Source organism: Streptomyces sp. NPDC002788 (assembly GCF_053592115.1).
On record NZ_JBSFVB010000025.1, the window covers coordinates 13,941 to 40,639 of the forward strand.

Consider the following 26,699-nt stretch of genomic DNA (forward strand, 5'->3'; position numbering starts at 1 on the left):
TCCCACTGCGTCGGGCGACGACAGCAGTTTGCGGCGCTCGCGCGGCTGCTCCAGCTGCGACACCAGCAAACCGGCGCCGATCAGCGCCAGTACGCAGGCGGCGCCGACGAACAGGCCGGTGCGGATGGAGGCGTAGGTGTCGTCGTGCTTGCTGGACACCAACATCACCGGGTCGGTGGGCAGGCCGAGACGGCGGGCCGTGTTCCGCGTGTACTCGGGCGCGCTTTGTGCCGGGCTTGGAAAGGTCGGTCACCCCCTCCTCATCGTCGCCACCCCGGACGGCGAAGGCGTCACCGTCCTCGCAGGAAGGGAAGGAAGCCACCTCGCGCAGGGGAGCGCAGCAGGCGATCGTGACCCGGGCGGTGTACTCGGCGAACCTGCGCCGGTCGCTGACGTAGCCCTCGTCGAAGGCGTAGACCTTCGCAACGCCTCTCGTCGCCTTGAAGTCGGCCGCCGCCCGGGCGAGCGGGACCTCCTCCGGCAGTGTCACGTGCATCTGGGCCCGGGTGAGGTCGTTGGTGGTGTGCTTGGTGTACTGGTCTTGCAGCCCGGAGAACAGCATCTGCAGGGCGATGGCGCCCGCCACCGCGACCGCGATGCCGTTGACCAGGCGAGCGGCCGTTCCGTTGCTCAACTGAAGTCGGCGGATGGCCAGTTGCCAGGCGACCCCGCCGGATCCGAGCCGGTTCACAACCCTCTCCACGACCCACGGCAGCAGCGCGGTCACCCCGCCGAGCAGCAGCAGGACACCACCGATGACCAGGTACTGGTTGAACTCCCCGCTGCCTCGGCCCTTGCCGAGGCAGCGGGGAGAGCAGTCCGAGCCCGCCCAGCGGCAGCCAGCCGGCGCCGCGGGGGCTTCGCGGTGCGCACCACTCCGAGCGGCTCGATCACCACGCCCCGCAGGGTGACCAGCACGGCGGCCGCCGGGACCGCGACCGCGACGAACAGGGCGAGCACGGGGGTGGGAGTCAGATAGCTGGGGAACACGCTCACGTCGAACAGGTCCACGGACCCGGCGAGGTCCCGGCCGATCAGGAAGAAGACCGTGCCGAAGGCCAGGCCGGCCACGGAGCCGGCGAAGGCCTCGCCCGCGGCGATCCGCCGGGTCATCCGGCTGTCCGAGCCCACCAGCCGCAGGGCTGCGAGTCGCCGGTCGCGGCGCTCGCCGCCGAACCGCACGGCCGCGGCGATGAACACGCCGACCGGCGTCAGCAGCACCAGGAACACGACAAGGGCGAGCAGGACCAGGACGGGGTCCGTCTTCTCCGAGGGCTTGTACCCTGCGCCGAACCGGTCGATGCGTTCGACCAGGCCGCTGTCCTCCTTGACCACGAGGTCATCGGCGCCGCGGTAGAAGGCGAGTTCCTGGGCACCGATCAGTCCGGGTTCGGCGATGGTGCCGACGATCCGCTCCGGCAGCCGCTCGCGCAGCATCTTCCCCTCGCCGGACTCCAGCAGCCGCTTCAGCACGGGGGAGACCACCATCTCGCCCACCCCCGGAAACCTCGAGCCCCCCGGCGGCAGGGGTGCCTTGGGTCCCTCGGGCTGCAACGCCCGCCCGCGCACCTCCTTGTCATGGAAGGCCGTCCCGGCCTCGCCGACCAGCAGCGTGTCGTCCGCCTTCGGCAGCGGCGACTCGCTGGCCATATACGTGAGGTCGGCGCGCGCCTCCTCCCGGTCGTGCCGGACGGCCGGCGCGTTCGGGACCGTGGTGGACAGCAGCAGCAGTGCCACGCCGAGCCCCACGCCGACTGCGGGGAGGAGCATCCGCACCCGCCCCTCCCGCCCGCCGGTGAAAGCGAACCTGGCTCCCATGCTCAGGTCACGAGACCACTGGCGCACCTTCATATGGCCCGCTCCATGTCCCGGGACATGCCATCGCGTACGACGATCTCGCGGTCGGAGTAGGCGGCGACCCGGGCCTCGTGCGTGACGAGCACGACGGCCGCGTTGGTGGAGCGGGCCGCCTCGATGAACAGCCCCATCACGCGCTCGCCGTTGAGCGAGTCCAACGCGCCGGTAGGCTCGTCGGCGAACAGCACCCGGGGGTCGGTGACCAGCGCCCGGGCCACGGCCACCCGCTGCCCCTGACCGCCGGAGACCTCGCCGGGCCGCTTCTTGCGCAGGTCGTCGACCTCCAGCCGCTCCATCCACCGGAGCGCGGACCGCCCGGCCTCCTTGCGGGAGGTGCCGTTCAACCGCAGCGGCAGCGCCACGATCTCCACACAGGTCAGCTCGGGCACCAGCTGACCGAACTGGATGACGAAGCCGAACTCTGGGCGGCGCAGCGCACTGCGCTGGGCGTCGTTCATGGTGGCCAGCTCACGCCCGTTGTACGTGATGGGCCCCGGAGTCGGGCGTCACGATCCCGGCGAGGCAGTGCAGCAGCGTCGACTTGCCGGATCCGGACGGGCCCATCACGGCGACGACCTCACCGGGGTGGATGGAGAACTCGGCACCGTCGAGCGCGGTGGTCGGCCCGTACGCCTTGCGCAGGCCCTGGGCAGCCAGCAGAGAGCCTGGAGGAGGAACACGGGTCACGCGGTCACCGCCTCGGCGAGCTTGTCCAGACGCGCGGCGGTCAGCTCCAGCCACCGCAGATCCGCTTAGAGGTGGAACAGGGCGTGGTCGCAGATCAGCTGGTCGGCCAGGTCGCCCTTGCGCTTGCGGTCGGTCAGGATCCGCATGCTGCGCAGATGTTCGGAGCGCTGCGTGTCGAGGATGCCGGCCGCGTCCCGGTGGGTCAGCAGCGCGAGGACGACCTTGCTGAACAGCAACGACTGCAGGTACGGCTCGGGTTTCTCCGGCGTCGCGAGCCAGCGCTCGACGTCGGAGATCCCGGCGTCCGTTATCGCGTACCGCTTGCGCTCGGGCCCACCGCCCGCCTCGATGCCGTCGACTTCGACGAGGCCGTTCTTCAGCAGCCGGGACATCGTCGAGTAGACCTGGCCGTAGTGCAGCGGCCGGTCATGACCGAATTTCTCGTCGAAGACCCGCTTCAGGTCGCAACCATGTCGCGGACCGGACTCCAGGAGCCCCGGAAGGGTACTGCCGATGGACATGCCCAGCACGCTGCACACCATGTATACGTGGCATGTATACGCGCAGTGTTTAGACCATGGCGTGGGGTACGCCCGTGCAGGTGGCGGGCCTTGGTCACGCTTTTGATACGAGTGGCCCACCTCTTCGGACGGGGGCCGGGTGTGCCCTTGGGTAGCCACCCGGTCCTCCGCCAGCGCCTCCCAAGATCTCGGCGTCTACAGTCACCCGCCGTCCGCCACTCGGCGGGCGCGGGGCGGCGTGCGGCCGCTGGTCTGTTCCGGGATCACGTGGAGCGCCGTGTCAGGGGCACGGAGGGAGCGGGCCTCGACGTCTCCGCCTGCCGCGGGAGGCAATCCGTGAAGACGATCATTGCTTCAGATCCCTCGTCACGGTGAGCGGGCTTCGGGGCTGAGGAACCCCTGGGCCAGATGATGCATCTGTACACCCGAGGTGCCTGTCATCTCCGGTGAGCGCACAGAGCAGACGTCAGCGATCTGTTGTCCTCGTGCCGGTGCGGCGGCTCGCGCAGCCCAGCACCCGTCTCCGCCGGCTCTGGCCAGCAGGGTTGGGACGGAGGCGAGCGCGGCCAGGAACGTACCGGACAGCACGGGTGCAGTTGCCTCGCCGAAGGTGAACACAGCGGCTCTGACCAGCCACATCACAAGGAAACCGGGGGACGCCGCACGTGCGCATCGCCTTCCTGCTGCACAACGCCTACGCGATGGGCGGCACCGTACGGACGAGCATGACACTCGCCGACACGCTCGCCGGGCGACATCAGGTGGAACTCGTGTCGGTCTTCCGGCACCGCGAAACACCACGGCTGGGACGGTCGCCGGAGGTGCCGCTGCGGGCCCTGGTGGACCGGCGCGAGGGATTCGCGGACGCGGCGGACCCCCTCGCCCGGCGGACCGGGGAGGTCTTCCCGAAGGGGGACAGCCGCTCGCACCAGTACCACCGGCTCGCCGAGCAGCGGGTCATCGACTGGCTCCGGGAGACGGACGCCGACGTCGTCGTGGGCACCAGGGCCGGACTCAACGCGCTGCTGGCCCGCTTCGGACCACGACATGCCGTGCTCGTCGGCCAGGAACACCTCACCCACGACAACCACTCGCACCGGCTGCGGACGGAACTCCAACGCTGGTACGGCGGTCTCGACGCGCTGGTCACCATGACCGAGGCCGACGCGCGCGCCCACCGGCGCGGCATGCGGCTGCCGCGCACCCGGGTGCTGGCCATCCCCAACAGCGTCCCCGAACCCTCGGTGCCGCCGGCCGACGCGGCGGCCAAGGTCGTCGTCGCGGCGGGACGGCTGGCCCGCGTCAAGCGGTACGAGATGCTGGTCGACGCGTTCGCCCTGGCCGGTGCGGCCTGCCCCGACTGGACCCTGCGCATCTACGGGGACGGCGCGGAACGCGCCCGGATAGCCGACCGGATAGCCCACCACGGCCTGAGCGACCGGGTCTTCCTGATGGGTTCGGCCACTCCCATCGAGGCCGAGTGGGCCAAGGGCTCCATCGCCGCGGTGACCTCCGCGCACGAGTCGTTCGGGATGACGATCGTGGAAGCCATGCGCTGCGGCCTGCCCGTGGTGAGCACCGACTGCCCCCACGGGCCCGGCGAGATCATCCGCCACGGTGTGGACGGCTGTCTCGTCCCACGCGACAGCACCCGGGGCGTGGCCGACGCACTGCTGGCACTGATGCGGGACGACGGACGGCGTGCGGAGATGGGAAGGGCCGCCCTGGCCAGTGCGGCGAAACGATTCACCCCGGAGGGCGTCGCCGACCGCTACGAGCGGCTGTTCAGCACCCTGGTGGAGGAGCGGGCCGAGCGGTCCGCTCCACCGCCCGGACCGGCCGACTGGCGCGACCGTGCCACCGTGCTCGCCGCGACGGCAGGCATCCTCGCCCGCGGAGCGGTGCGCCGCGGGCGGCGCAAGCTGGGGTGGGTCGGATGAACGCGGATCGCACAGCGGCCTCGTCGGCACAGCGGATGCTGTGGATCGTGGTTGCCGGGTTCTGTCTGCTGTCGGCCGTCCTCGTACCGCTCACCCTGCCGCTCGGCTGGGACGAGATCGTGTACGCCAGCCGCTTCGGCCCGTACGGTCCCGCGACCCCGTTCAGCGCCCCGCGTACCCGCGGGGTCCCCCTGCTGCTTGCTCCGGTCGCCTCCTGGAGTGACTCGACAGTGCTGCTCAGGGTGTGGCTGCTCCTGCTGGCCGGCGGTGCGCTCTGGCTGGGATTCCGGCCCTGGCTGCGCATCGTGCACCGCCCGTCGGCAGTGTGGGTGGCGGCCGGGCTGTACGGCAGCCTGTGGATCACCCTGTTCTACGCCGGTTCCGCGATGCCGAACCACTACACCGCGATGGGTGCCACCGCCGCGCTGGGCTGTTTCCTCGCACCGCGTCCCCGGTACGCGGGTGTCGCGGCAGGCCTGGCGGTGGTGACCCTGATGCGGCCCAACGACGGTGTGGCCGTCGCCGCGCCGCTGCTCCTGGCCGCCGTACTGATGCCCGCACTGCGCGGCCACGGCCGCCTCCGGGGGCGCCTGTCGGCCGTGGCGGCCGGAGTCGTGGCGGGTGCGCTGCCCTGGGTCGTCGAGGCCGAGGTGCGGTTCGGCGGGGTGCGGAACCGGCTCGCGGAGGCCGACGAGGTCCAGGGCGGTCTGCGGGCCGTCTTCTCCCCGCGCGCCCATCTCACCGCGCTGGACGGCCCGCTGCTGTGCCGTCCCTGTACGGGCGACAGCGTTCAGCTGCCCGTGACGGAGTGGTGGGTGCTGCTGCCGCTGCTGGTCGGCCTGGGGCTGTGGACGGAGCGCCGGGCGCGCAGGTCCGCCGCGCCGCTGTGGCTGTCCGTGGCGGTGGCGGTGGCCACGGCAGCCCCGTATCTCTTCCTCGTCCCCTACGCCGCGCCGCGGTTCCTGCTGCCGGCCTACGCCCTGCTGGCGCTCCCTGCCGCTGTCGGGCTCCTCGCCGTCGTCCACCGGGCCCGCACCCGCGGTTCGCTGCCGACAGCCGCGGTGCTCGCTCTGGCACTCCTCGGGCACTGGGGCATCCAGGTCGGTCTCGTCCACACTCATGCGGGCATCCAGCAGCGGGCCCGCGGGGACTGGGGCCGGATCGAGGGCGTGCTGCGCGAGCACGGGGTGCACCCGCCGTGTGTCCTCGCGGGGAACAGTTCGACGATTCCCATCGCCCACACCGCGGGCTGCTCCGTCACGGAGACGGATCCCCCGGCGCACCCCAGTGCGCTGGTCCTTCGCGAGCGGAAGCCACCGCACTGGGCCCGCGACTGGCCACGTTTTCCGGTGCCGGACACCTACAACCCAGGATGGACCGTCGTCGTGCGTCCATGACGGCCGGCTGTGCGGCTCAGGGCGGTAGGGCTATGCGGCCCCCGAGGTCCACTTTGGCGCCGACGGCTCCCGAATGCCTTCGCGTCCGGGCCCGAGAAGTGCAGCGCCCGGCGCATGCCCCACTCCATGTACGGCATCAAAGTACTGCTGGAGTACTACGGCGCGTATCGAGTCGTGATCAAACTGCCTGCTCCATACGGCGGTAGCGGCCCCCTGCGGCGACTCGCGTGAGATCATCCGTCCATGAGCAGCGACCTGGAAGTGAGTGCTCTGGCGATCAATGTCACGATCCCGCAGGCGCTCCGCTGGACAGACACTCGACGCGGTGAAGCGTTTACGCTGACCACACTCAACGTCCGGCTTCTCCCGGACGGTCACCTCGCTGTAAAGGCCTATGGCCGGCCAGTCAATGGTGGTCGGGGCGCATACGTCTCGTTCCCTGTCCCCGACAAACCCGAACTTGCGGCCCTGGTCGCCGACGCTGCCAGCCGTGCCGGGGCGTTGTGGGCCGCTCATCGTGGTCTCGGCTGAGCTCGGTTGCACTCTAAAGGCGGGCGGTGGCAGCCACGGGGCTTCGCCCTCGCGACGCGGCCTGGAAGGGTAGATCTTCTGACGTGACGCGAGTGCAATCGACGGATCCTGAGTGGGAGTTCATCGGGCGTACCTGCCCATCGGGGACTACGGTCCGTACCCCGAGCGGCTGCGGCAGCAGTTCGAGGGCGTGATTTGGCGGTTCGAGACCGGCTCGCCGTGGCGGGAGATGCCGCAGGAGTTCGGCGCCTGGGTCCACGTGCACAACCGCTTTCGGCAGTGGCGAGATGCAGGCGTTTTCGAGGCCCTGCTGGAGGGCGTGATCGCGGAAGCCACGAGCGGTGCGAGGTGGACCCTCGTCGGCCTTCACCTGCGCGCGTCGCTGATCTGGCTGAAGGACCTCACCCGGACCGGGGCCTGGGGTGGGGCGGTGCCCCGACCTGCTGCAAACCGCAGCCGGACAAGCCGGAATGCGGCGCAGCAGCGCTGCCGCTGACACCGTGGAACCGAGGTGCCTGGACGGCCAGTCGTATAGCGTGCCGGTACCTGCCGACGGGTGCAAGGGGTGTGTCGACACGGCGGCTGTACTGCCTGCGCTCCGAGCCGGGTTGCATCAGGTGAAGGACAGCAGCATCCTCGTTTGTCCGGTGGCCAGCGTTGTGCCGATGATGAAGAACAGTCCTTGAACGGCGCTGGTGAGGGGCATGCGCAGCCGTGCGTGGGCGTAGCACGACACGGCGAGTGCAGCGGGGATGATCCAGACCAGGGTCAGATGAAAGAACGGCACAGGCTGGTCACTTGTGGGCCCGTCTCCCGGTGGCTCCGAGCGCGACATCCCGAGCAGGAACGTGAACAGGGCAGCGCCGGCCAGGGCCAGCGCATCGGCTACCGCCAGGAGCAGCGCGACTGCGGCATCTGTCAGCCGGGAGGGCCGGCGATGCCCGGTGTCCTCGGTTGCTCTGCGGAGTCTCCTGGGTCGCCGACGCCTGTGAATGCGGTTTTGGACTCCCTGCCACCAGGTCACTGTTCGACTCCATCATGGAGGCAATGGTTCCGCCCCAGCCCGGTACGTAACGAATCGTGTTGCGTTGGGGAGGACATGCTGGGAGCCGCACCAGCGCAGGTCCTTCACCTTGGCGGGTGTCGGGTACGGCTCCGTCGACGTCTACGGCGGGCAACCGTACTGGCCTGCAGCACGCCTTGAGTTGGTTCACCTCAGCAGCATTCGCCGACCGGTTGGGGAGGCGGTCGGGGGTGCAGGCGGCTTGCAGATGTCCGCAAGGATGGCGTCATCGGGGGACGGCCCGCGGTTCTCGCGGTCCAGCCACGAGCTGAACACCGGCAGGGCAACTCCCACCGTCACCGCTCCGCCTCGAAATTACCCGTCCATGAAGATGCGGATACTGCGGCTACGGATTGATCGCGAGCTCCAGGTACGCCGCGAACAGCACCAGATGAACGCCTCCCTGCAGCGGCGTCGCCCGCCCTGGCACTACCGTCAGCGAGCTCACCACCACCGTCAGCGCGAGCAGCACCATGTGGGTGGGATCGAGGCCGAGGACGAGCGGGCCGGAGAGCCAGAGGGAGGCCAGAGCGACCGCCGGGATGGTCAGGCCGATGCTGGCCATCGCCGAGCCGAGCGCGAGGTTCAGGCTGGTCTGCACGCGGTCACGGTGGGCGGAGCGCAGTGCGGCGATCGTCTCGGGAAGCAGCACCAGCATGGCGATGATCACGCCGACGACGGCGTGCGGCAGATCGGCGGCCGCCACCCCGGACTCGATGGTGGGCGACACCCCTTTGGCCAGGCCCACCACGCCGATCAGCGCCAGGCACAGCAGTCCGAGGCTGATCAGTGCGGTGCGGGCGGAGGGTGCGTCGGCGTGGTCGTCCGCGGCGATCACGTCGCCCTGCCGGCTGACGGGGAGGAAGTAGTCGCGGTGCCGCACCGTCTGGGTCGCCACGAACAAACCGTACAGAACCAGCGAGGACACCGCGGCGAACGTGAGCTGCACGGTGGAGAACTCCGGGCCCGGCTTGCTGGTAGTGAACGTCGGCAGCACCAGGCTGAGCGTGGCCAAGGTGGCGACGGTCGCGAGCGCCGCCCCGGTGCCCTCAGGATTGAACACCGCCGTCCGGTGCCGCAGAGAGGCGGCCAGCAGACACAGCCCGACGATGCCGTTGCAGGTGATCATCACGGCGGCGAAGACCGTGTCCCGGGCGAGGGTGGAACTCTTGTCCCCGCCGTCCGCCATCAGGGTCACGATCAGGGCGACCTCGATGATCGTCACGGCAACCGCGAGGACGAGCGAGCCGAACGGTTCGCCGACGCGGTGGGCGACGACTTCGGCGTGGTGTACGGCGGACAGGACGGCTCCCGCGAGGACCAGCGTCACCAGGGCGACGACCGCGCCGGGCAGGTCCCGTCCCCAGGTGAAGGCCAGCAGGACGACCGCGAGCACCGGCACGAGGGACGTCCACCGGGTCATGAGCGGCCTGAGCAGAGCGATCACGGAGCGATCGTCGCCGAGGTGTTCGGGGTTCGCATCCCGGTCTGTGGCGCTGTCAGGAGGCCCCGCGCCCTCCGAATGCGGGGCCTTCGTGTCTTGTATGTCGCTACGCGACACCCTGGTCATCTCCTATACGTCGCAGGCCGTGAAGGACGGCCGCCTGGTGCACGGTGCGGCCATCTGCTCCGCGCACTCGGTCGTCTCGGGGTCGCCGCTGTTACGCAGGACGGCCTCGTGGGAGTCGAACTCGATCACTACGAGGTAGCGGTTCGATTGCCCCCGTCCGTGCGGATGAAACGGCGCGTGGGGCCCACGGCTGCGCTCCGCGAGGCGTTGTTCCGTCTCATGGGCCGGCTCCCGCATCTCGTCGATGCGGTCTCTCGATATCGATGATCCGCACGAACCTCGTGGGTGCGTCCACAGGTGTCTCTATCCGGCCGTGGTGCCCCGTTATGTTTTCGGCGGTTCCGCAACGGGACCGCTGGCCTCCGGGCCCGGCCCCCCCCCGGTCGGGCCAGCCAGCACCCACAGAAGCACCGGGAGAGGTGCTCCGCGCTTCGCTGCGCACCACTCCCGGTGTCACAAGTACCCCAAGCGGCCGCCCTCTTCCAGGCGCAGCATCGGGCTCTCGCGCTGCGCGGCGGTCTTGCCGGTGAAGACGAACGCTATCGGCGGGTAACCCGCGCGTCCGGCCGGCGGGTAGATCCGCGACCACAGCCGGAAGTCGTGCACGGCCGCTCCGTGGCGGCGGGACCCGGTGCCGGTGTTGACGGAGGCTCGTGTCGGGTCAGCCACGAGCGTCCGTCCCGGTCATCTCCATGTGTCCAGCGTGGTGCGTGACTCGGCCCCACGAGTGCCGCCGAATTTACGACGCCCGTGCCAGCCGCACGATCGCCGCGATCGACCGGTCGACGTCGGCCTCTGTCGTGGCGTGGCCGGATACCGAGATTCGCATCAGCCGCCGGCCGCGCCAGGTGGTTGCGCCCATCCAGCAGGTGCCGTCATTCTGCACTGCCTGCACGACGTGGTCGGTGCGGGCGTCGTCGCCGAAGCTGACGAGGACCTGGTTGAGCGTCACGTCGTTGACCACCTCGAAGCCCGCCCCGGACAGGCCGTCGGCGAAGCGGCGGGCGAGGGAGCAGCAGCGGTCCACGAGTTGGGCGACGCCGTCACGGCCGAGTTCACGCAGCGCCGCCCAGGTTGCGAAGCCGCGTGCGCGGCGGGAGGACTCGGCGGTGTAGTCGGCGCCGCCGGCCGGACTACCGTCGGCGCGGGTGAGGTAGGAGGCGGTGTACGACAGAGCGCCGGCGTGGACGGCGGGGCGGGAGCAGAAGGCGTAGCCGCAGTCGTAGGGCACGTTAAGCCACTTGTGGCCGTCGCAGGCCCAGGAGTCGGCCAGTTCGACGCCGTCGACGAGGTGGCGGGTCGCCGGGCTCGCGGCCGCCCACAGGCCGAAGGCGCCGTCGACGTGCACCCAGCCGCCGTGGGCGTGGGTGAGCTCGCAGGCGGTACGGAGGTCGTCGCAGGCGCCGGTGTTCACGTTGCCCGCCTGGGTGCAGACGATCGCCGGCGTGTCCGGGTCGGACGCCAGCACGCGGCGCAGGTCGTCGGTGTCGAGGGCGCCGCGTCCATCGGTGCGGACCGTCTCCAGGCAGTCGGTGCCCAGGCCGAGCAGCCGCAGCGAACGATCGATGGTGGCGTGCCGCTCCTCGCCCGCGACCGCCCGCAGGCGCGGGGCGCCGCCCAGCCCCTTTCGCCCGACGTCCCAGCCGGCCTCGGTGAGCAGATGCTGCCGGGCTGCCGCGAGCCCTGCCGTGTTGGCCGCCTGCCCGCCGGTGACGAACCCCGTGGACGCCGTGGCCGGGATGCCGAGCAGGTCCTTCAGCCAGCCGCCCGCCGCCTCCTCGGCGGCGAGGGCGGCGGGCGAGAGCGCTGCGTTGAAGGCGTTCTGGTCCCATCCGGCCGCGAGGATCTCCGCGGCGGTGGCCGCGGGCAGCGCCCCGCCGACGACGAACCCGAAGAACCGCGGCCCCGCGGTGGCGACGAGTCCGGTCTCGGCGGCGGCAACCAACTCGTCCACCACCGTGAGCGGGTCGGCGGGCGAGCGGTCCAGCGGGCGGGAGAACGCGGCGCGCAGAGCTGCGTAGTCGACGGGCCGCGCCACCGGCCGCTCGGACAGCGAGCGGCGGTAGGCGGCGGCGTGCTCGGCAGCGCGATGCAAGATCCTTGTCAGCTCGTCCATGGCCAGACCGTAACCACCCCTCGAGCGGCCGGGAACGGCCAAAGGGGGGACATTGGACTTCTCTCCGGTCCCTCAGCCCCGCGTGTTCCGCGCGCCGCGCGGTGATCCGTACCGGCGGTTCGGGATCCAGTGTGCGCCGGATCGGGGAAGGCCGTCCGACCGCCACGGGAGGGACGGCGAACCGAGTGCGGCCGTTACCCACGCGCTCACTGCACTGAGCGTTCCAGAGCACCCCGGTGATCGGAAACCCACTGACAGGCCGCCTGGACTTGCCTCACCGCCCCTGCGTCACGGAGCCGGGCCATGGCGACGTCACCGGCATCGGCCTGGGTCTCGATGCCCCGCCAGCACCGGTCCTGCCACCACAAGATCGTGGGCACGAGACGTCGCCGGTCCGACAACTCGTAGCTGTCGACGATCAGCCTCATGCGGCGCGCTGCCTCCTGGACGTCGGTGACCGAAGGGCCCAGATCGAGGTACTGCCAGCAGACATGAGCGATGTCGTGGATCCGCGCGCCCGGTGCCGCAAGGTCCCAGTCGATGAACGCCACTGGCCGAAGCTCGCCACCGCACAGCTGATAGACCGTGTTCTTGGGCGACAGGTCGTTGTGACACACGACCTCTTGATCCCTGGCCAGCGGAGTGCCGGTCGTCAGGTCATGGAACTCCCGGACGAGCCGGGCGACCGTCACCAGACTCTCGTCGGATGAGACAGCAGCAGGTTGTCGCGGCTCCCATGCCACGTGACCCTCGAGGTGGCTGAGGACTTCACGGCCCTCGTCGTCCACACCGAGATACCGCGGAGCACCACTCCAGCCGCCGGCTTCGAGCAACCTCAGCAGATCACCCACGAACTTCGACGAGGCTGGACGGCGCACCGTGTCCCCGACACGGACGACCGCATTGACAAAACCTCCAGGCAAGGGCGACTCAGGCATCCATCCACACTGCCTGATCGCTACCTCCCCCCAAGGCAACTCCGCAGATGATCTACTCCGCAGACTGCCGCCCACGACCAGCGAGCACCCCGACAGACGAGCACACCAGCCCTTTGACCTGCGACGTCAAGATGGTGAGGGCTCACTCCAGACGGTGCGCACCGGCCGGTGCGCGGCGCGCGCACGCGATGCGCACCCGTGCGTGGCGGTGCGGCTACCGGTGTGCTGCGGGCGTGGAGTGGACGGCGTGGGCCAGAATCAGGGGCTCGGCGAACGGCTCGGCCAGGCCCGTACCGGACTTCGGGGTGCGACCTCGACGCCCATCAGCCGCGACGCCCGAAGCGGCATGATCGCCTGTTTGCCGACGGCGATGTCCGGCGCGTTGCCGTTCGCCGGTAAGAACGAGAAGCCGAAACCTCCGTCCACGTCCAGCCCGGACACGATCTCCTCGTCCACCTCTCATCCGCCGGCCGCGAGGCGGCGCATGGGGCAGGCCGACTCGCAGCGAACGCCCCGCCGGTGGACGTAGCGGCCGGGCGGGCTCATCGCGTCACCCCTGACCCAGTGCCATCAAGGACCGTCGCAGCCGCGGGTCCATCTTCTCCACCGCGTACCGGAACGTGTCGCGGGGCATGTCGGTGTGCCAGGTGCGCAGGAACTCGGCCACCTCGTCGGGATGGACCTCGGCGGTGACCTTGAGCAGCCAGCCGCAGCCCTTCTGCACGTAGGCGTGATCGTCGTGCATCAGCCGGACGCAGTTGTCGAAGACGTGTGACAGCGGCAGCTCGAAGAACTGTCCGAAGCCATGGTTTACCACTGCCCGCGGTCGGCCGACGACATGCCCACGCCTATGCAACCCGCCATCGCCGCACGCATTCCTCGCATGCCCGTTGCGCTGGACAGCTCCGCATAGTCCACCTGGTGACGCGCGCCTTGTCCTCCGACAGCAGTGCCCCGGTGGGGGCTGCCCGGTTCGCCACAAGCAGCGAGCACTGCAATATGCGGGCTTGCGTCGCGGCCCTGAATAACCGTGTGTACCACCTGATCTCGCGGGTCACTCCACGACCGGATGGGAGACACGGCGGCGCCCGAGCGGGAGTCTCGTCACCGCGTTGTCCGCGACCTCGGTCATATCGACCGTACGTAAGGGAGCACGCCCGGGTCGACGGCCGGCTTCCGCTCCCTTGCGGGTACGACCGCTGCTCCACCGATCACCAGATCGTGCTGGACGCGGCAAGCAGTTTGGTCGTCGCCGTCGACAGGCCAGTGCCCGGCAACCGCAACGGCTAGAAGGCAAAGGTCATGGTCGGCCCGGATGACCACCGTCACTGACGGCGGCTACCGGGGCCTTTGAGTTCGCCCCCTGTTGGCCCTGACGTGCGCGGTGTCGAGGATGCGTTCATCAGGCCGGCGTCGTTCAGTCGGTGCAGCACGGTTTCGGGTAGTCGGCCCGAGACGCCGGCTCTCGACCAGATCAAGAACCAGCGGTGGGCGGTTGACTCCGGGTTTCTCCGGCGCCCGGGAGCGCAGCCACGCCCCGACGGCCGTACCGAGCGCGTTGCCCGCGCCCGCCGATGCCTTTCTCCGTCCCTGTCGTCGCAGCCGACGCATTCCGCATGCCTTGAGTCCTGATGCCTGGGTACGCAGTCGTGGCGGTCACAGCCATCGGGCAGGAAGAGGAGCGAGGGGCATGGGAGCGGAGTTCGGACCATGGCCTGCCGGGGCGGTTCACTCCCCTGGCACGCGCCCGGTGTGTGGGTGATCGCGCTGTGACAAGTTGGCAGGCGAACGCCCATTCCGGATGATTCGGGAAATGTCTCGCTCGAGTGGGCCCACCCGTCGGCCTTCACCACACTCCGACACGCGTGGCCACGGTGACCGTGGCCGGTCGAGATCAGAGGAATCGATACATCGATGAGCCAGCCTAATCCCCTCAAGCGGGCAGCCGAGAAGGTCACCGAGGCCGTGCAGGGTGGCGGGACGGGTCCGGAGGAAGGGATTCCCGGAAAGCCCGGTCCCGAGTCGCCGTCCGTCGCCGAGCCGACCGAACCCCGCGAGCCGCTGCCGCCGAAGCCGGACCAGAGCGGCCCGGAGACCATGTCGCCGACGGGCCAGCCGACCGGTGACGCCCAGGCGCGGGCGGCCCAGTCCGGGGCGTACCTGACCACCGCTCAGGGCGCGCGGCTGTACGACACCGACCACTCGCTCAAGGCCGGACCGCGCGGGCCGGTGCTGCTGCAGGACCATCACCTTCGCGAGAAGGTCATGCACTTCGACCACGAGCGCATCCCGGAGCGCGTGGTCCACGCCCGCGGCGCGGCGGCACACGGAGTGTTCCGGAGCTACGGTACCGCGGCCTCCGTGACGAAGGCCGCGTTCCTCGCCAAGGACGTGGAGACACCGGTCTTCGTACGGTTCTCCACGGTGCTCGGGTCCCGGGGCTCTGCCGACACCGTGCGTGACACGAGGGGTTTCGCGACCAAGTTCTACACCGACGAAGGCGTCTTCGACCTGGTCGGGAACAACATCCCCGTCTTCTTCATCCAGGACGCGATCAAGTTCCCGGACGTCATCCACGCGGGCAAGCCGCACCCGGACCGGGAGATCCCGCAGGCACAGAGCGCCCACGACACCTTCTGGGACTTCGTCACCCTGCACACGGAGGCCACGCACCACACCCTGTGGAACATGTCCGACCGCGGCATCCCGCGCTCGTACCGGATGATGGAGGGTTTCGGCGTCCACACCTTCCGGCTGGTGGCCGCAGACGGCTCCACGACGCTGGTGAAGTTCCACTGGAAGCCGAAACTGGGCGTCCACTCCCTGGTGTGGGAGGAAGCGCAGATCGCCGGCGGCGTCGACCCGGACTTCCACCGCCGGGACCTCGCCGACGCCATCGAGGCGGGCGCCTACCCGGAGTGGGAGCTGGGCATCCAGACCTTCCCCGACACCCCGGAACAGACCTTCGAGGGCATCGACCTGCTCGACCCGACGAACATCGTCCCCGAGGAACTCGCCCCCGTGCAGCCGATCGGGTTGCTGACACTCAACCGCAATCCGTCGAACTACTTCGCCGAGACCGAGCAGGTCGCCTTCCACGTCGGCCACCTCGTCCCGGGCATCGACATCACCGACGACCCGCTGCTCGCCGGGCGCCTGTTCTCCTACCTGGACACGCAGATCACCCGCCTGGGCGGGCCCAACTTCCCGCAGCTGCCCATCAACCGGCCGCACGCACCCGTCAACGACATGCTGCGCGACGGCATGCACCAGACGGCCGTGCACCGGGGCGTCGCGCCGTACCGGCCCAACTCGCTCGATGGCGGCTGCCCGTTCCTGGCGGGCGCGGACGCCGGCGCGTACATCGAGACCCCCGTGCGTGTGCCGGAGGCGACGAAGGTACGCGCGGCTCCCGAGTCGTTCTCCGACCACTTCAGCCAGCCCCGCCGGTTCTGGCTGAGCATGAGCCCGGTGGAGCGCGAGCACATCATCGGCGCCTACACCTTCGAACTCGGCAAGTGCTATGAACAGGCCGTCAAGGAGCGGGCACTTCAGGTCCTGGCCAACATCGACCCCGAACTCTGCGCGGGCGTCGCCGAGGGCCTCGGCCTGCCCGCGCCAGGGCCGACCATGCCGCTGGCCGATGTCGAGCCGAGCCCCGCGCTGTCCCAGGTCGGCCACACCTGGCCGGCGGACGGCCGCATCATCGGCATCGTCACCGGACCGAATGGCGACCTGGACGGCGTGCGCGCGGTACGAGAGGTGATCCTCGACGCGGGCATGGTCCCGCTGGTCATCGCGCCCACGGGTGGCGTCCTGGGCTCGGGCGACGGCGCGGTGACGGCCCAGCGGACGTACGCCACCGCACGGTCCGTCGAGTTCGACGCGCTGCTGCTGGCCGGTACGCCCACGGTGGGCAGCGACGCGTACGGATCCCGCGACGCCAAGGCGTACCCCTCCGGCACCGTGCCCGCCGCGGCCGATCCCCGGGTGAGTCTGCTGCTGTCGGAGGCATTCCGGCACGGCAAGGCGATCGGCGCCTGGGCCGGCGGTGAGCACGCCCTCGACCGGGCCGGGGTGCCCGCTGACGCGCCAGGGGTGGTGGTCGTCGGCAGCGGGACCGCCGCGCTGGAGCAGGTGCAGGAGCTAATGGGTTCCCATCGGGTGTGGGAACGCTTCACAGCCGTCGCCGGCGTCTGACCGGCACGCGCGCGGCCGGGGGCGACGTACGCGCGACCCCCGGCCCGGCGAAGGCCATCCACCACGAGGGGGGAGAGACGAGGCGTACGGCCCACAGTGGGGTACTTCGGCGACGGCGGCCCGTCACGGCCGGAACCCCGGGCGCTACCGCTTCGACGGCGCCGACGAGACATCCGGCCCTGCAGTGGACGCCTGCGCGGTCGGTAAGGAGCGCGTTGCGTTGAGGTGTCAGACGGTCAGTCCGTCCCGGGCGTTCAGGCCGGACGGTGACCTCACGGGGCGACGAGTGGCCCGCCGTCGAGCACCGTGGACAGGTTGCCGGAGTGCAAGTGATCCCCCACGGAATCCATGGCAGTCCTGCCACCTGATGGAGCCAGCTATCACCTGGCGTGTCAGGTACGGCCTCTCAGCGTCCTGAAAGCCCATGTCAACGCGCTCTAGGGTGAATCCGCTTACCATCACGAGGATGATCAGTGGCTTGTCGCGCCAAGGGAGCTCTTATGGCCGAGCTTGTCCGGCAGCAACATGTCGATGCGGATGTGTCGTACCACTGCTTCGGGTTCCAGGAGTCCGATGACGCTGATCTGCCCGTCCCGTTCCCTGACGACTTCGCGGACGGCGTGTTCCTGAACGCCTTCCCCGGACGTCTTGACTTCTACAGTGCCGGCCACACGCACACCGCTTCGGTCACTGTCGAGGTATGGGACGCAGAGCCTCCCTCTCAGGACCCCCAGCAGTGGGACGAGCAGGCCGAGGCCGACTTCGAGTCGACCAGCGGTGAAGTGGCCGTATGGTCCATGGGTCGCGCCGATGACCTGATCACGCTCTCCGACTCGGGCGGCTCGTGGCGCGTACGGGCGAACTGCACCGGGCGCAAGGAGACCGCGGCCCTGTCGGAGCAAGAAGGCACTGGCAAAGGCGTAGAGAAGTATCTCGTGCAGTTCTGGCCCGCGATGAGCTGAACGCGGGAGGGCCGGGGGGCGACGGCAGCGCGGCACGGCCACGGCCGGCGTTGCCGCCCCCGGCCCTCAGAAGCGTCAGGAGACCATCTTCGCCCAGAGCAGGGCCCCCGGCCTGCACCTGCTCAAGCGTGGTGAACGTCCACCCGCTCCAGAACGAATCGGGACATAGGGCATGGGCCGCTCGACTCTGGGCTTGTCCTTCGGCTTCGAGGCGCGAGCCGGATCCACCAACGTGTCGTAGTGGGAGGCACGTTCGGCAGACGACTTGTTGCTCTGCGGGTTGTAGAGGACCGGCTTGCCCACCCCGGTCTTCAGGTTGTCCGGCACCAGACGGCGCGGGATAGTGATCCCGGCCGACTCCGCCGGCGCCAGGTACTTCCTGACCGTCGACACGTGCCCGTCAGGGCCCCCAAGGGCGCCTCTGGGGGCCTTCGAAGCCGCTCCCCCGTCCAGTTTTTGCCGGATGGGACCGAGGTGAATCTCGGTGTTCCAGAGCAACAGCAAGAGCAGGCGCGCGAGGCTCACCGCCGACAAGCTCCAGCGGCTGGCCGCCCTCGGGCTGGAGCGGGCGGCGGTGTAGCCGTGTCGGAGGCTGCAGCAACAGAGTGCGCAGGGCCGTGGTGTTGTAGTTGTACGCCCTTACTCGAAGGCGAGGCCCGGCCCCGCCTCGGGATGCACAGGTGCGCACATCAGGCGAGTCGTGGACCGGGGCGATGAAGCTCGTGCGGCGTCGGGCCGACGTGACCGCCGTTGGGAACAGTTCGGGTGTCTCAGTGATCCTCCTGTCTCAGTGAACCGTTTGTGACCTTCGGGGCCGAGGCGCTCGATCAGTCCTCTGCAGCTGCAGCCGTGAGTATCGCCCCGGCCGCGCGCGATACCAGACAGGGCCTTCCCTTGACGCGCGGGGCATCGAAGACAAAATAGCGTCGGTGTGGCGGCTGATGTGACTGCATGGCACCGGTGACCACCGTGGCCGTGCCATCGAAGCGGCGGACCCGGACCGCTGCCGCTTCGGTAGCCGCACCGCAAGGGCCGGGTGTCATCGCCGCGGACAGGCTCCGGCAAGCCTCGTGGTCACGGGGTCGCCGGGTTTCGTGGCGACCGGGGCAGCAATACGATCAGTGCCATACTCAGTACGATGACCACTCCGGATCCGAAGAATGCACTCGCATACCCCGAGGTCAGCGCCTCCAGGCCGGTCCCGGCCCGGTCGGTGCGGCTCGCGGCGAGGGACGACAGGACCGACAGCCCGAGTGCACCACCCATGGTGCGCGAGGTGTTGACGAGACCTGCCACCACTCCCGCCTGTTGCGGGGGCACGCCCGTGGTGGCGAAGACGGACTGGAGGGTCATCATCACACCCGCGCCGAAGGAGAACGCGACGCCGGGACCGAGCAGGGTGATCAGGAAGGTGCCGTCGGCCTTCATGGCCGCCTGCCAGAAGAAGCCCGCCGCAGTCAGCACACCGGCGAGCGTGAGGAGCGCGCGTCCGCCGATCCAGCGCGTTATCCGGGGCGCGAGCTGGGCGGAAAGGATGACGGCGAGGGTGTGGGGCAACAGGGCGAGCCCGGTTTCCACAGCCGAGTACTTCAGCACGTTCTGCATGTACAGCGACAGGAAGAACCACATCGCGTAGAAGGCCATGCCGCTGACCATGGTGATGATGTTGGCCACGGACACCGATCGCACGCGGAAGACCCCGAGGGGGGTCAGCGGTTCGGCCGCACGGCGCTCCACGGCGATGAACGCCCCTAGCGCCACGACGCCGAGGAGCAGGAATCCCAGGGCCGGTGCAGAGCCCCAGCCGTCCGACTCCGTCCGGGAGATGCCGTACGCCAGGCAGCCCGCGCCGAGCGTCGCCAGGACGGCTCCGGGAACGTCGAGCTGGCGCCGGCCCGTCTGCCTGGTCCTGCCCTCGGCGAGCCACACCGCCGACGCCGCGATCACGATCAGCCCCAGCGGAACGTTGATCAGCAGGACCCAGCGCCAGGACAGATAGTCGGTGAGCACCCCGCCGATGACCCCGCCGGCCGCGCCGCCTCCCGTTCCCACGGCCGTCCACGTCGCAATGGCACGGACGCGTCCGGTGCCTTCCGGGAAGGTCGTGGTGAGAATCGTGAGGGTGGCGGGCGACAGCACGGCCGCCCCGAGACCTTGCAAGGCGCGGGCCGCGATCAGCATCCACGGCGAGGTCGCCAGCCCGCCCAACAGGCTGGCCGCAGTGAAGACGCCGAGTCCGAAGACGAACACAGCCTTGCGCCCGAACAGGTCGGATGCCCGGCCGCCCAGCAACAGGAACCCGGCGAAGGTGATCACATAGGCGTTGACCACCCACTGCAGGCTTCCGGCACCGATGCCGAGACCCCCGCGGATGGACGGCAACGCGACGTTGATCACCGAGATGTCGAGGACGACGACGAACTGTCCCACGCACGCGGCGAACACAGCGATCCACGTGGTTCCGCCATCACGCTGCTCGCCCCGGGCGGAATCCGGTTCGGAAATCATGTGTGACATGACCCGCCATCCTGCCAGTGCCTCTGAGGCCGACGGCTGCATCCCGCCATCTCAGCGAACGGGCCGCACAGCCACGACGAGCAGATGACCGAACTCCTTGACGTCGGTCATGTCGGCCGGGTCGAACTGCTCGACCAGCTCGCCCCCGTAGTCGGCAGTTAGTTGCTGCGCGGAGCTGCTGATCCGCGCGGACAGCTCGATGAAGGTACGGCGCAGGGTGGGCTCACTGATGTCGGTCAGCTCCTCGAACCACAGCCCGGCCTGGCGCAGCAGGGGCGGGTAGTCCTCCGCCTGGACCATCGTCATCATGAACTCGCGCAGATACCGCTCGACGGCGGGCCGCCCTGCGTCGGGGATCGGCGCGCGTTCGAAGAAGTCGGTGAGCACCAGCCGTCCGCCCGGCCGCAGCACCCGGCCCATCTGGCGCAGGACGTGGGCGCGGTCGGGCATGTGGATGATGGACTCCAGGGCGATGACCGCGTCGAAGGAGTCTTCGGCGAAGGGCAGATCCATCGCGTCGGCCCGTTCGAAACGGACCCGGCCCGCCAAGTCGTGGTCGGCGGCCAGCGCCGTGGCCCGCTCGACCTGTTTGTGGCTGATGGAGATGCCGGTGACGTCCGCCCCGGTGCGGTCGGCGATCCGGAGGGCGGGGCGGCCCGTGCCGCAGCCGAGGTCCAGCACCCGGGCGCCGGGGCGGAGGTGCAGACGGTCCGTCATCAGGTCGGTCAGCCGGTCGGTCGCCTCCTCCAGCGGGACGGGACTGTCCGGGGTGTCCCAGTATCCGAAGTGCAGATTCTCGCCCAGCGTGGCACTGCCGAGGTCGGTATAGCGGTCGTAGAGCCGGCCGACCTCGTCGGGGACGGGAAGGGTGGGTGGGGCGGGCTGCTGTGCCATCGGACGCCTTTCTGGGTGCGAGAAGCCCGGGCTGTTGACGGGTTCCTGTCGTCTCAGGTGAGTTTGAGGTCCTGGTAGACGGCGTCGGCGATCCGCAGGATGCGTTCGCGGTGCCGCTCGTGCTCCACCTTGCCGTTGAGGTGGACGGCCACGGTGAGGCGGGCCTCCGGGTCGGCGAAGACGACGGCGGTCCACAGCCCGTCGTGGCCGAAGGCGCGCGGGGAGGCATGACGCGAGAAGCTTGTGTACTCAGGGCCGAGCGAGCGGGATTCGAGACGGAGACCGAAGCCCCAGTCGGCGTTTCCGTACCGGTCCGTCAGTCCGGTGCGATGACGGGCGGTGAGAGCAGCAACGGTCGTCGGCGCCAGGACGCGTCCGCCGGGGGCGGTCCCGGCGTCCAGCAGCATCTCGAACAGGCGGCCGAGGTCGCTAAGGGGACCTCGGGTGTTCACTCCGGGGACGCAGCGGGTGGTGGCGCCGCGCGTCGACCAGAAGTAGGTCGGTTGCGGTACGTCACCCAGGTTGGACACATGGATGAGCGGGAGCCGTTCGCCGAACTCACCATGTTCCTGGGGGGTCAGACACACCCAGGTGCGCTCCATGCCGCAGGGGCGCAGGATCTGCTGTTCGACGTAGGGGACGTAGTCGCGGCCGTCGATGGCGGGCAGCAGGCGGGCCAGCACGAACCAGGCCCACCACTGGCTGTAGTTGATGCCCGGCCGGTTCTCGGGGGACTTGAGCGGGACCTGCACGTCGAGGGCGCGCCGCAGCCGTTCCGCGTCCGGGCCCGTCACCACCCCGTGCAGCGGGTCCAGGCCCGTGGGCACCGGCCCGGTGTGGCAGAGCAACTCCATCGACGTGATGTGGGACTTGCCCCTGGTGCCGAACTCGGGCAGGTAGTGGGCGACCGGACGGTAGGGGTCGAAGTCCCCGGTCTCCCACAGCCGGCCGAGCGCGACCGACAGCAGCGGCTTGGCGCAGCAGTACCACAGGGGTGCGGACTGCGCGGTCATGGCGACGCCGGGCCGGGCCAGGCCGAGGCCGACGTCGGCCAGGACCCTGCCGTCCTGGGAGGCGTAGAACTGTGCTCCCGGGGTGGAGGTGCCCACCTCGCGGCACAGCTCCCGCAGGGTGCCGGGCAAGGTGTCGGCGGCCCGGGCGAGGGCCTCACGGTCGGTCCGGGATGTGCCGGTCCCCCCCTCCTCGGTCTTCGGTTCGTCCCACGGTACGTGCCCCGGGGGTACGGCGGTGCCGGCGCGCAGGGCGGCGACATGGCCGCTGCGGTCGCGTTGCAGCGCCGCGTCGATGAAGAACAGCAGGCTGAAGTTGCCGGTGATCGTGACGTCGCCGCGTTCCAGCAGCTCCGCGCGTGGCCGCGCGGCGCCGAGCAGAAGGGTGTACGCGGCGGTGTACGGGAGGGTGATCAGCAGCCCGGGTGGCTCGCCGGTCGCCGGGGTGACCGCGAGCCGGCCGGCCTCCAGGTCGACGCGCACGTCGACCGTGGCGTGGACGCCGGGGGGCGGGTCGGTGACCGTCAGGCGAAGGGCGACGGTGCTGCGCCGGCCGGGGTCGGGTGCGGGTCGCAGCCCGGCGGCCAGGGACAGCCAGGCGTCCGACAGATAGCCGGTGGTCGCGGTGGGCGTCGGCATGTCTACGCTTCCTCGATGTCCGTGCCGTGGGCCGGCGTCGGCAGCCGCGGTGCGACTTCCTCGGCGAACCGGCGCAGGCTCTCGGTCTCCGGATAGTCGCGGAACCACAGGACGAACTCCGTCACCCCGGCGGCGGCATAGCGCCCGGCGCGTTCGAGGATTTGCTCGACGGTCCCGTACAGACTGCGCCGGGCCAGCAGGTCGGGGTGGTGGCTCCAGAACGCCACCACGTGCGGGGTGGCGAGCCATCGGTCCCGGCTCACCCGGTCCTCGAAGACCCGGCACTCGGCCAGCAACGCATGCTGTGTCCGGGCCGGATCCAGGCCGAGTTTCTCCCGTCGCAGCCCGAACTCCGTGACGGCGCACGCCACTTCACCGGGCTCGCCCTGCCACTGCACCGCGGCGCACTCGCGGACCGCCGCCTCCGGCAGCAGGCCGGTGGCGTCGGGGCGGGCCGCGTCCACCCGGATCACCAGGGGCAGCCGGGGCTGGACCGGGACGGGCACCGCGTGGGCGCCCGCGAGCGTGAACGTTTCACCGACGACGCTGGTGCGGGTGCCGGACCACAGGGCCCGCAGCGCCTCGATCGTCTCGGCGAGGGCGGGCCCGGTCTCGGCCCCGTGGCGGGCGGTGCCCGCGGCGACGTGTTCCGGCAGGTGCGGGGATGTGGGCAGTCCCAGGGTGAAGCGGCCGCCGGAGATGAGGTCGACGCCTGCCGCCTGCTTGGCGAGCAGGAGGGCGTTGCGGTGCGGCGGAGCCGCGCTGAGCAGGCCAAGACCGAGGTCCGGGACGGTCGCCGCGAGGGCGCCGAGCGCGGTCCAGCACTCGGTCACCGGCTGCAGTTCCCTGCGCGGCAGGGTGTCCGTGCGGTCCTCAAGCCACAGCGTGTCGTATCCGCAGGTGCGGGCCAGCGCCGCGGTGTCGGCCAGGGTGCGCCAAGCGGCGGCTCCGTCGAGCCCGGCCAGTTCGAGGTTGGTGCCCTGCGGGGCGACGACGCTGAGGCGCGGACGTGGGGCTTCGATGCTCATCGGGCCGCCCCGCCGGGGACTAGCTCCAGCAGATCTGCGGGACGCTCCAGGACGAAGTCGGGGCGCTCCGCCCGCAGGGGATCCGGTGCGGTCTCCCCCCACAGCGCCGCCGCGGTGGCCGTTCCGGCGGCCCGGCCGCTCTGGATGTCGATGACGGCGTCCCCCACCATCACGGCGTCATCGGGTCCGGCGCCGAGTCGGCGCAACACCTCGCGGACGATGTCGGGCGCGGGCTTGGGTCGCGGGACCTCGTCGCTGCCGACGACCGTGTCCAGCAGCGGAAGCAGACCCACCACCTCCAGGACGGTGCGCGCCCGTGCCCCGGACTTCCCGGTGGCGATGCCGGTGCGGATGTCGCACTCCCGCAGCCGTTTCAGCAACAGGGGTACGTCCGAGTACACCTCGACCTCGGCGATGAGCCGGTGGCTGGCCTCGACGAAGGGCTGCTCCATCTGCGGGGGCAGACCCATCAGGCGCATGATGTCCGGAAAGTAACGCCCTTGGTGGGTGCGGTACTCCTCGAACGGCGGCTCTCCCTCGCCCACGACCTCCCGGTAGGCGATGGCGAACGCCTGGCGCATGACCGCGAAGCTGTCGATGAGCACCCCGTCCAGATCGAAGACCACCGTGCCGAACTCACGCTGAGCCGTCATCTGCTCCCCGTTCCGTGATAGGCCTGACAGAAGCGTCCCCATGTGCGCGGCGGATCGGGCCGCCGCGCCTCAGGTGCGGGCCACGACCTCGGCGAACACCTCGGCGAGCCGGTCCACGGTCGCGGCGTCGGCGAGCAGCACCCGGTGGTGCAGCCACACGCAGTCGCCGCCGATCTCCTCGGCCACCGGGCAGCGCTTGCCGATCTCGTCGGCGTCGCCGGAGTACGGGCCCTGCCAGTAGCCGGGGGTGCGGTAGACCGGGGGGAAGCCGACGAACGCGGGGATGCCGTGCGCGTTCAGCGCGTCCACCACGGCGGTGCGGCGCTCGGGCGTCACCCCGGGGAGCCGCACCATGGCCATGTAGTGCGACTTCACGTCACACCGGTCGTCCCGGCCCTGCGGCACCACACCGGGAATCCGTGCGAGCGCCGCCGTCAGTTGGCGGGAGCGCTGCTCGCGTACGGCGATCTGCGCCTCCAGACGTGTCAGTTGCGCCCGCAGGACGGCCGCCGAGAACTCGTTCATGCGGTAGTTGGAGCCCTGGGTGAGGTGGGCGTAGACCCGGTCGCCCGGCGGACGCCCGCAGCCGTGCCGCAGATAAGCCTGCCGGTGGCTCTCCTCGTCCGGCAGCAGCAGGGCGCCGCCCTCGCCGGCCGTCATCAGCTTGCCGTTCTGGAAGCTGAACGCCGCCATCCAGCCGAACTCGCCCATGCGGCGGCCGTGCCAGCGGGCCGCGTGCGCGTGCGCCGCGTCCTGGAGCACGGTGACTCCGGTCGCCTCGGCGAGTTTCGCCAGCGCGTCGAGATCCGCGACCTGGCCCGCCATGTGCACCGGCATGACGGCCTTGGTGCGCGGGGTGATGAGCCGTGCCGTGGCCTCGATGTCGAGGCAGTAGGTGTCCGGATGGACGTCGGCGGGCACCGGGACCGCCCCGAGCCGCTGGACGGCGAGCGAGGAGGCGATGAACGTGAAGGCGGGCACGACTACCTCGTCACCGGGGCCCACGCCGAGGACGGACAGCGCGAGTTCGAGGGCGTGCGTGCCGTTGGTGGTGGCGACGGCGTACGGCGCCCCGTGCAGCTCGGCGAACTCGCGCTCGAAATTGTCCACTTCGCTGCCGCCGTTGCGCCACCAGCCCTCCTGGTTCAGGGCGCGCAACAGACCCTCGCGCTCCTCGGCACCGGCTTGCGGCCACGCGGGGAACGTCAGGGTGGGCTGGGCGGGATCGGATGACATAGGCGTGCCTCTCGTCGTCTCGGTCGGTGTGCGGCGCGCGCGGTACTGCGACGACTCCACGGGCGGCGGTCCGAGGGTGGACACGAGTCCCGGGCCGGGGGCGAGCCCGTCGTTCGCGGCGCTGAGGCGGGGCCTCTCGTGGCGTCGCGCTGACGAAGGAGTCCGGGTCCATACGACCCGGTCGAGCTGCGCTGACGGAAACGGGCAGACGGTGGAGGGGCGATCGGGGTCGCCCGGCGGTCCAAATCCTGCAAGCTCCGCCGAACGGCGTCAACACCGCGACGTAGGGGGCGAGTCCGCCACGGTCCGCACGGTAGTTTTTCTGCCACCCCCACGGCCGCCGGACCCCGGCCGGGACACCGCTGCGCACCGCACCGGGGCCGGTGTTCTCGGCCGTCGTACCCGCGTCGGAGGAATGGCCAGATTGCACGCCTGAACCGAATGCAAATCCCCCTATCGTGGTGCCCGCCGGGAAAGCCGACGATGCCCCGGGCACATTTCCATGCCGCCCGTTCGCGGTTCCTCCCAGGCCAGCGATTGTTCTGGACCGGTCGACAGCTCGTACCGAGGGCGGTGCCCGCGCGGGCACCCCAGCCGCTCCCCTTCTGCCCGCCTTCCCTTTGCACTCCGCTCGTCCGGTTCGCGTTTCCCCGAAAGGACGCTCCGCCGTGGAAGAGATAAAGGCTCGGTTGCGCAAGGTGCTCGTGGACTCCCTGGAACTGTCCGTCGAGCCGTCCGACATCCCCGACCACGGGCTCGTGCAAGCGCTGGGACTGGACTCGGTCAACACGATCGAGTTCCTGATCTGGGTCGAGAGCGAATTCGGGGTGGAGATCGCCGACGAAGACCTCTCGATCAAGCTGATCGACGACCTCGACCTGCTCGCCGCCTACGTCAACGACCGCATGGACCGCAGCGGCACGCCCACCGTCTGACGAAC

The 26,699-nt window shown here is 70.2% G+C and carries 19 protein-coding genes and 6 pseudogenes; 7 read left to right on the forward strand and 18 right to left on the reverse strand.

From position 1 onward, the window contains the following. The 3 pseudogenes from ACWD1U_RS33535 to ACWD1U_RS33545 all read right to left on the reverse strand — a co-directional run. Positions 1-1,851 (reverse strand): annotated as a pseudogene (locus ACWD1U_RS33535) (FtsX-like permease family protein); the annotation flags it as partial. Next, a pseudogene (locus ACWD1U_RS33540) lies at positions 1,848-2,544 on the reverse strand (ABC transporter ATP-binding protein). The pseudogenes ACWD1U_RS33535 and ACWD1U_RS33540, both read right to left, overlap by 4 nt. Beyond that, positions 2,541-3,065: pseudogene (locus ACWD1U_RS33545) on the reverse strand (PadR family transcriptional regulator). The pseudogenes ACWD1U_RS33540 and ACWD1U_RS33545 overlap by 4 nt, the downstream one beginning before the upstream one ends. 665 nt (positions 3,066-3,730) lie before the next feature. Here ACWD1U_RS33545 and ACWD1U_RS33550 point away from each other — a divergent pair. The 4 genes and pseudogenes from ACWD1U_RS33550 to ACWD1U_RS33565 form a co-directional block, all read left to right on the forward strand. Further along, a complete protein-coding gene (locus tag ACWD1U_RS33550; protein WP_451113133.1) occupies positions 3,731-5,005 on the forward strand; it encodes a glycosyltransferase in 1,275 nt (424 codons plus the stop codon). Beyond that, positions 5,002-6,402 carry a hypothetical protein gene (locus ACWD1U_RS33555; RefSeq protein ID WP_451113134.1) on the forward strand — a complete coding sequence of 467 codons (1,401 nt, stop codon included), beginning with the start codon at positions 5,002-5,004 and terminating at the stop codon, positions 6,400-6,402. The genes ACWD1U_RS33550 and ACWD1U_RS33555 overlap by 4 nt, the downstream gene beginning before the upstream one ends. A gap of 243 nt (positions 6,403-6,645) precedes the next feature. Next, positions 6,646-6,933: a hypothetical protein gene (locus ACWD1U_RS33560; RefSeq protein WP_451113135.1), complete on the forward strand. Its 288-nt coding sequence runs from the start codon at positions 6,646-6,648 to the stop codon at positions 6,931-6,933. Positions 6,934-7,016: 83 nt separating this feature from the next. Beyond that, positions 7,017-7,291, forward strand: a pseudogene (locus ACWD1U_RS33565) (transposase); the annotation flags it as partial. A gap of 255 nt (positions 7,292-7,546) precedes the next feature. Here ACWD1U_RS33565 and ACWD1U_RS33570 read toward each other — a convergent pair. From ACWD1U_RS33570 to ACWD1U_RS33605, 8 genes and pseudogenes are all read right to left on the reverse strand, one after another. Then, positions 7,547-7,957, reverse strand: a complete 411-nt coding sequence (locus ACWD1U_RS33570; protein ID WP_451113136.1) for a hypothetical protein — start codon at positions 7,955-7,957, stop codon at positions 7,547-7,549. Positions 7,958-8,342: 385 nt separating this feature from the next. Beyond that, the gene (locus ACWD1U_RS33575) at positions 8,343-9,443 is read right to left on the reverse strand and encodes a calcium:proton antiporter (protein WP_451113137.1); all 1,101 of its coding nucleotides are present in this window, start codon (positions 9,441-9,443) and stop codon (positions 8,343-8,345) included. 576 nt (positions 9,444-10,019) lie between these two features. After that, positions 10,020-10,235: a hypothetical protein gene (locus ACWD1U_RS33580; protein WP_451113138.1), complete on the reverse strand. Its 216-nt coding sequence runs from the start codon at positions 10,233-10,235 to the stop codon at positions 10,020-10,022. A gap of 70 nt (positions 10,236-10,305) precedes the next feature. Then, positions 10,306-11,682 (reverse strand): pyridoxal phosphate-dependent decarboxylase family protein, encoded by a 1,377-nt coding sequence (locus ACWD1U_RS33585; RefSeq protein WP_451113139.1) that lies wholly within the window; start codon positions 11,680-11,682, stop codon positions 10,306-10,308. A 206-nt stretch (positions 11,683-11,888) separates the two neighbouring features. Further along, positions 11,889-12,620 (reverse strand): phosphotransferase, encoded by a 732-nt coding sequence (locus ACWD1U_RS33590; protein ID WP_451113140.1) that lies wholly within the window; start codon positions 12,618-12,620, stop codon positions 11,889-11,891. A 258-nt stretch (positions 12,621-12,878) separates the two neighbouring features. Next, complete coding sequence (locus ACWD1U_RS33595; protein WP_451113141.1) at positions 12,879-13,076, reverse strand: hypothetical protein; 198 nt, start codon at positions 13,074-13,076, stop codon at positions 12,879-12,881. A 94-nt stretch (positions 13,077-13,170) separates the two neighbouring features. Next, a complete protein-coding gene (locus tag ACWD1U_RS33600) occupies positions 13,171-13,437 on the reverse strand; it encodes a DNA alkylation repair protein (RefSeq protein WP_451113142.1) in 267 nt (88 codons plus the stop codon). A 542-nt stretch (positions 13,438-13,979) separates the two neighbouring features. Continuing rightward, positions 13,980-14,122: pseudogene (locus ACWD1U_RS33605) on the reverse strand (IS5/IS1182 family transposase); the annotation flags it as partial. Positions 14,123-14,534: 412 nt separating this feature from the next. On the opposite strand from ACWD1U_RS33605, the gene ACWD1U_RS33610 reads away from it, so the two are divergent. Next, positions 14,535-16,820 carry a catalase gene (locus ACWD1U_RS33610; RefSeq protein ID WP_451113143.1) on the forward strand — a complete coding sequence of 762 codons (2,286 nt, stop codon included), beginning with the start codon at positions 14,535-14,537 and terminating at the stop codon, positions 16,818-16,820. Positions 16,821-17,320: 500 nt separating this feature from the next. Continuing rightward, positions 17,321-17,782 (forward strand): hypothetical protein, encoded by a 462-nt coding sequence (locus ACWD1U_RS33615; RefSeq protein WP_451113144.1) that lies wholly within the window; start codon positions 17,321-17,323, stop codon positions 17,780-17,782. A gap of 112 nt (positions 17,783-17,894) precedes the next feature. Here ACWD1U_RS33615 and ACWD1U_RS33620 read toward each other — a convergent pair. The 7 genes and pseudogenes from ACWD1U_RS33620 to ACWD1U_RS33650 form a co-directional block, all read right to left on the reverse strand. Beyond that, a pseudogene (locus ACWD1U_RS33620) lies at positions 17,895-18,124 on the reverse strand (IS21 family transposase); the annotation flags it as partial. A 732-nt stretch (positions 18,125-18,856) separates the two neighbouring features. Further along, positions 18,857-20,299, reverse strand: coding sequence for an MFS transporter (locus tag ACWD1U_RS33625; protein WP_451113145.1), 1,443 nt, complete (start codon positions 20,297-20,299; stop codon positions 18,857-18,859). Positions 20,300-20,350: 51 nt separating this feature from the next. Continuing rightward, complete coding sequence (locus ACWD1U_RS33630) at positions 20,351-21,193, reverse strand: SAM-dependent methyltransferase (protein WP_451113146.1); 843 nt, start codon at positions 21,191-21,193, stop codon at positions 20,351-20,353. Positions 21,194-21,246: 53 nt separating this feature from the next. Beyond that, positions 21,247-22,842, reverse strand: a complete 1,596-nt coding sequence (locus tag ACWD1U_RS33635; protein WP_451113147.1) for a serine hydrolase domain-containing protein — start codon at positions 22,840-22,842, stop codon at positions 21,247-21,249. A 2-nt stretch (positions 22,843-22,844) separates the two neighbouring features. Then, complete coding sequence (locus tag ACWD1U_RS33640) at positions 22,845-23,870, reverse strand: LLM class flavin-dependent oxidoreductase (RefSeq protein ID WP_451113148.1); 1,026 nt, start codon at positions 23,868-23,870, stop codon at positions 22,845-22,847. Continuing rightward, the gene (locus tag ACWD1U_RS33645; protein ID WP_451113149.1) at positions 23,867-24,523 is read right to left on the reverse strand and encodes an HAD-IA family hydrolase; all 657 of its coding nucleotides are present in this window, start codon (positions 24,521-24,523) and stop codon (positions 23,867-23,869) included. Before ACWD1U_RS33645 ends, ACWD1U_RS33640 begins: the two co-directional genes overlap by 4 nt. Positions 24,524-24,592: 69 nt before the next feature. Further along, positions 24,593-25,759, reverse strand: coding sequence for an aminotransferase class I/II-fold pyridoxal phosphate-dependent enzyme (locus tag ACWD1U_RS33650; RefSeq protein WP_451113150.1), 1,167 nt, complete (start codon positions 25,757-25,759; stop codon positions 24,593-24,595). A 668-nt stretch (positions 25,760-26,427) separates the two neighbouring features. On the opposite strand from ACWD1U_RS33650, the gene ACWD1U_RS33655 reads away from it, so the two are divergent. Then, on the forward strand, positions 26,428-26,694 hold the full coding sequence (locus ACWD1U_RS33655) for a phosphopantetheine-binding protein (RefSeq protein WP_451113151.1): 267 nt from the start codon (positions 26,428-26,430) through the stop codon (positions 26,692-26,694). Positions 26,695-26,699 lie beyond the last annotated feature (5 nt).